We start from the raw sequence: 5,223 nt of genomic DNA, 5'->3' as shown, positions 1-5,223 counted from the left end.
ACCCGAGACCCCGCGTGACTAACCGTGTCACCTAACCGTGCATCAGCCCCTCCGCGTCGCCCAGGCCCGCGAAGAGGGTGTGACGCTCGAGCAGATCGCCGCCGACTTCGGGATCCACCCCATGACGTTGCAGAAGTGGATTCGCAAGGCCGACGTGGAGGCCGGCATCAAGCCTGGTACGACCTCCGCGGAATCCCAGGAACTGCGCGAGGCCAAACGCCGCGTTCGGCTGTTGGAGCAGGAGAACGAGGTCCTGCGCCGCGCTGCTGCGTACCTGTCCCAGGCGAACTTGCCGGGAAAAGGTGGTACCCGCTCGTGAGCGAGCTCGCCGCTGACGGAATCCCCGTCGCGGTAGCGTGTCGGGTACTTGGGATCGCTCGCCAGCCCTACTACCCGTGGCTCCAGAACCCGGTCACCGACGCCGAGCTCGCCGAGGCGTACCGGGCCAACGCTCTGTTCGATGCCCACCGCGAGGACCCGGAGTTCGGCTACCGCTACCTCGCCGACGAAGCCGGCGCCGCGGGCGAGAAGATGTGCCGGCGGACCGCGTGGCGGATCTGCTCAGCCGGCGGCTGGACCAGCACCATCAGCAAGAAGGGCCGCGGCCGGCACCGCAAAGCTGGCCCGCCGGTTCACGACGATCTCGTCGAGCGGGACTTCACCGCCCAGGGCCCGAACGAGTTGTGGCTGACCGATATCACCGAGCACTGGACGGGCGAGGGCAAGCTCTACCTGTGCGCGATCAAGGACGTCTACGCGGGGCGGATAGTCGGGTATTCGATCGACTCGAGGATGAAGTCCCGCTTGGCCGTGGCCGCCCTGAACAGCGCCGTCGCGAGACGAGGCGACGTGACCGGATGCGTCCTACACAGCGATAGAGGGTCGCAATTTCGCTCGAAGAAGATGCAGATCGCGATCACCCGTCACGGGCTGATCGGATCCATGGGCAGGGTCGGTGCCTGCGGGGACAACGCCGCCATGGAGAGCTTCTTCTCGCTTCTGCAGAACAACGTCCTCGACCGACGATCCTGGGCCACCAGAGACGAGCTCCGCGCGGCCATCGTGCACTGGATCGAACGCACCTACCACCGCCGCAGACGGCAAGACCGCCTCGGCAGATTGACCCCCATCGAATACGAGACAATCATGACCCACGAGGCCGCTCAGGCCGCGTGACTAACCGTGTCACCAATCCGTGCACCAGCCCCTTACCATCTGGGCGCAAATCGGGGTGACGGGCGACCCGTTCCACCGCTGCACGCTCGCTCACTACCTGGCTGACCTGTACGACAACCCAGCCGAAGCACTTATCTGGGACGTTCGCGCCCTCGATGCTGCCGAGGCGCTCACTGATGAGCGCGCCCAACAACACCATTCAAGCCTCCAAGTGCAGGGCTTCTACCCGAGCCTGCATCTCAATATCTCGGACAACCTCCGCCGTCTCGGTGCGTTCGAACCAGCCGCCGAGCACATCAACAACGCCGCGCAGTGCACCTCGGCGCTCCCCGACAATGCCTACGGCGACACAATCCGCACAGCTATTGGCGAAGTCCGCCAGGCCATCGAAAACCGAGACACTAAGCGACGAGCGTCCGCGCCCGGTGCAACGCCGTGACCCGGTTGAACCACCCGCGAGCCGCCACTACTTCTGCCGCTGGAGCGCTCGGTAGAGCGTTGAGCGGCCCACTCCCAGATCTCGGGCAATCGCCGAAGGCCCCTCCCCTGCCTCGATGCGCGCCCGGGCCTTATCGATCTGCTCGCCAGTCAGGACACGCTTGCGCCCCTTGTACTTGCCCTTCGCTTTGGCGATGGCGATGCCCTCAGCCTGGCGTTCACGGATGATGGCCCGTTCGAATTCGGCGAACGCCCCGAGCAGCGAGAGCATGAGATCGGCTCGAGGATCCTGGGCGCCGGCGGCGTAGGTGGCCCGCTCGTGGACGAATTCCACGCTCGCGCCCTTGGCGGTGATCTCGCCGACGATCTGCTTGAGATCAACCAACGAACGAGCGAGGCGGTCCATCGAGGCGACCACCAGCTCGTCGCCGTCTCGCAGGTACCTGATGCACTCAGCGAGCTTCACGCGATCAGCACGAGATCGTGCGGACTGCTTTTCGACGTAGACGCGGTCGCACTCCCCTACCGCCTCGAGCTGACGCGCCTAGTAGTGCCCCATAGAGTGGTGTAACTCGGTGGCCGAGATCGTCTGCGATTCCGTGTTGTGTAAGGATGTAGAGCGGCCACCGTGTGATCCTTCGAGTCAACCGTCTAAAGAATCCTCGAACGGAGTCATCACGATGACCGCACCCCATATTGTCGACCCTGCAGGCCTGCTTAGCCAAGCCCTGACCGACGCGTCACCGGATCTGATGCGCGAGCTGCTGGGAGACCATGATCAACGCCCTGCTGTCCGCGGACGCCGACGCCGTGTGCGGCGCCGAGTGGAACGCCCGCTCGACCGAGCGCACCAACTACCGCAATGGCTACCGCCACCGGCCCCTGGACACCCGCGTCGGCACTGTCGACGTCGCCATCCCGAAACTGCGCTCGGGCAGCTACTTTCCGGAGTGGCTTCTCGAGCGACGCAAGCGGGCCGAGTCCGCCCTGATCACCGTCGTGGCGGACTGCTATCTGGCCGGGGTCTCCACCCGCCGGATGGACAAGCTGGTCAAGACCCTGGGCATCGACTCACTGTCCAAGTCGCAGGTCTCACGGATGGCCCAAGATCTCGATGAGCAGGTCGCCGCGTTCCGGCACCGCCGCCTGGACGAGGCCGGGCCGTTCACGTTCGTCACCGCTGATGCGCTGACGATCAAGGTCCGGGAGAACAAGCAGGTCGTGAAGGCTTCGGTGCTGCTGGCCACCGGCGCAGGCGGTGACGGGCACCGCGAGGTCCTCGGTATGCAGGTGGCCACCAGTGAGACCACCGCGTCGTGGAACACCTTCTTCGCCGACCTTGTGGCCCGCGGACTGGGCGGGGTGCGGCTGGTGACCTCCGATGCCCACGCCGGCCTGGTGGAGGCGATCGCGGCGAACCTGCCCGGAGCCGCGTGGCAGCGCTGCCGCACCCACTACGCCGCGAACCTGATGGCCGTGTGCCCCAAGTCGATGTGGCCGGCCGTGAAAGCCATGCTGCACAGCGTGTACGACCAGCCCACCGCCGAGGCCGTCAACGCCCAGTTCGACCGGCTCCTGGAGTACACGGAGCACCGCCTGCCCGAGGTCGCTGAGCACCTCGGCGATGCCCGGGAGGACTTGCTCGCCTTCACCGCGTTCCCCGACGACGTGTGGCGGCAGATCTGGTCCAACAACCCCACCGAGCGGCTCAACCGCGAGATCCGCCGCCGCACCGACGTCGTCGGGATCTTCCCCAACCGGGATGCCATCGTCCGCCTCATCGGCGCCGTCCTGGCCGAGCAGACCGACGAATGGACCGAAGGCCGCCGCTACCTCGGCCTCGAAGTCCTGGGCCGCTGCCGACTCACCCTGACCACCGACCCCGCCACCAGCTCGCCGACGGAGGTGAGCACCGATGACCTGATGCAACTACCCGCCTGACCACCCACGAAGGATCAAAAACCAGTTACACCACTTCCAGGGGCTTGACCTTTTTGTCGACGACGGCCGCGGGGCGGCCAGCGACCCCCGCGTGCCCACCCCTCCGCCGACGAGGCCGTTCACCGTGATTCCCGCACGTCCGAGCAGCCAGGTGAGGCTGAGCAGGACACCCAGACGGTGACCGCGAACCAGGAGCGTCTCAACGTCGACACCCGCAGCGAAGAGGCCGGCCGCGTGCGGTTGCGCAAGTACACCACCACCGAGACCGAGCAGGTCGAGGTGCCTGTGGCCAAGGAAAAGCTTGTCGTCGAGCGGGAGGACGCCGACGGCACCGTGCGTAAGGGCGGCCTCGACCAGCGTGGGGATGATGAGCTCGAGGAAGAGATCGTCCTGCGGGAGGAACGCCCCGTGGTGGAGAAGGAGACCGTAGAACGGGAGCGGCTGCGGGTGGGCAAGGAGACGGTGACCGAGAACCAGATCGTGTCCGAGGAAATCCGTACCGAACACGTCGACGTCCAGGGTGAGACCGACGACCAGACGCACCGCTGACCGCGCCATGACCGTGCTCACCCTGACCTTGCTCGCCCCCCACCGGGCGGCGGAGGCACTGCCCGCGCCCGAGCCGGGCACGGGGCTCGGGCGCGGGTGGTGGATCGACCGCGGGCACGACCCACCACAGCTCTGGCGCTCGCACGGTGAGAGTGCTAAATATGGTGGTGGGTGCCGGACAAACACTCGTAGGGGTCCGGAGGGTACGGGTTCTTCGCCAGCAGATGCGGAGGTGTTAGCTGTGGCTACTGGTAGTGGTCCATTCCGTGAGATGGAACGAACGTTGAGCAGTGTATTCGGGCAGCCGGCCGCTCCTGGCCGAGCCCAGGTGATGCCCATGGACCTGTACCGTCAGGACGAGAGTTTCGTTCTGCACGTCGATCTTCCCGGGGTCGACCCCGCCTCGATTGATGTCGATGTCGATGACCGTACGCTGACCATCCGGGCCGAACGCCAGGCGGCTGACCAGGACAGTGTGCAGTGGTTGGTTCGGGAGCGTCAGATGGGCACAGTGGCCCGTCAGCTCACGCTTGGACGCGGCGTGGCGACGGATCGCATCAGCGCCTCCTACGACAGTGGGGTGCTGACCCTGACGATTCCGGTGGCCGAGGAGGCCAAGCCGCGCAAGATCGAGGTGGCCCGCTCCGATAAGCAGACCGCTCTCGAGTTAGGTTCCCGCGTGGGATGCTTCAAAGCCAAGCGCCCGGCCTACCCGCTGGGCGGGGGCCAACGGGGATTGTCTGGTGGCCTCGCCGCGAGCTGTTACCACCCATACAGCGGGTGGTCGTCCTGACCACGCTCACCGGCAGGCGCTGCCTGCGCCGAGGCAGGTAGGCCGGCAGGACATCGTGGAACCCGCACTGATCTGCGGCCGGCCAGGAACGGCGAGGAAAAGAGACGAAGATGGCCAAAGGCACCGGTAGAGGAGAAATGCCAGGGCAGGGCCCTGGATCGTCCGCGGACGCGGCGGTAGGCGATGCCCGCCCGGACCTGGATCCCTCACATCCACAATCGCCGACAGAGCTATCCAAACCGTCACTGCTGGCCGTGGTCAAACGGGCGCTCAAGCAGTTCAAACACGATAACTTGACCGATCTCGCGGCGGCACTGACCTACTAC

The 5,223-nt window shown here is 66.1% G+C and carries 4 protein-coding genes and 3 pseudogenes; 6 read left to right on the top strand and 1 reads right to left on the bottom strand.

Features of this window, described 5'->3' with window-relative positions; translation table 11 throughout:
- Window positions 1–37: 37 nt before the first annotated feature.
- A protein-coding gene (locus tag GOOTI_RS19495) for an IS3 family transposase (RefSeq protein WP_085949817.1) occupies window positions 38–1,176 on the top strand; the annotation gives its coding sequence in 2 pieces (ribosomal slippage) (window positions 38–295 and window positions 298–1,176; 1,137 coding nt in all).
- A 19-nt stretch (window positions 1,177–1,195) separates the two neighbouring features.
- Window positions 1,196–1,615, top strand: a complete 420-nt coding sequence (locus GOOTI_RS19490) for a hypothetical protein (protein ID WP_007240324.1) — start codon at window positions 1,196–1,198, stop codon at window positions 1,613–1,615.
- 27 nt (window positions 1,616–1,642) lie between these two features.
- Here the strand turns inward: GOOTI_RS19490 and GOOTI_RS19485 are convergent.
- Window positions 1,643–2,158, bottom strand: a pseudogene (locus GOOTI_RS19485) (recombinase family protein); the annotation flags it as partial.
- 136 nt (window positions 2,159–2,294) lie between these two features.
- Between GOOTI_RS19485 and GOOTI_RS19480 the strand changes: the two are divergent.
- The 4 genes and pseudogenes from GOOTI_RS19480 to GOOTI_RS26535 form a co-directional block, all read left to right on the top strand.
- Window positions 2,295–3,555: pseudogene (locus GOOTI_RS19480) on the top strand (IS256 family transposase).
- A gap of 177 nt (window positions 3,556–3,732) precedes the next feature.
- A complete protein-coding gene (locus GOOTI_RS19475; RefSeq protein ID WP_007240321.1) occupies window positions 3,733–4,104 on the top strand; it encodes a YsnF/AvaK domain-containing protein in 372 nt (123 codons plus the stop codon).
- A 337-nt stretch (window positions 4,105–4,441) separates the two neighbouring features.
- Window positions 4,442–4,897 (top strand): Hsp20/alpha crystallin family protein, encoded by a 456-nt coding sequence (locus GOOTI_RS19470; RefSeq protein ID WP_306302702.1) that lies wholly within the window; start codon window positions 4,442–4,444, stop codon window positions 4,895–4,897.
- 110 nt (window positions 4,898–5,007) lie between these two features.
- Window positions 5,008–5,223: pseudogene (locus GOOTI_RS26535) on the top strand (YihY/virulence factor BrkB family protein); the annotation flags it as partial.

The sequence above is a fragment of the Gordonia otitidis NBRC 100426 genome (genome assembly GCF_000248075.1).
In the GTDB taxonomy this organism is placed as follows: Bacteria; Actinomycetota; Actinomycetes; order Mycobacteriales; family Mycobacteriaceae; genus Gordonia; species Gordonia otitidis.
This window is presented reverse-complemented; position numbering and strand designations above follow the sequence as displayed.

What these genes read in the sequence shown, in the direction of transcription:
- GOOTI_RS19470 (WP_306302702.1), top strand. Translation starts at nt 4,442, where the DNA reads ATGGACCTGTACCGTCAGGACGAGAGTTTCGTTCTGCACGTCGATCTT.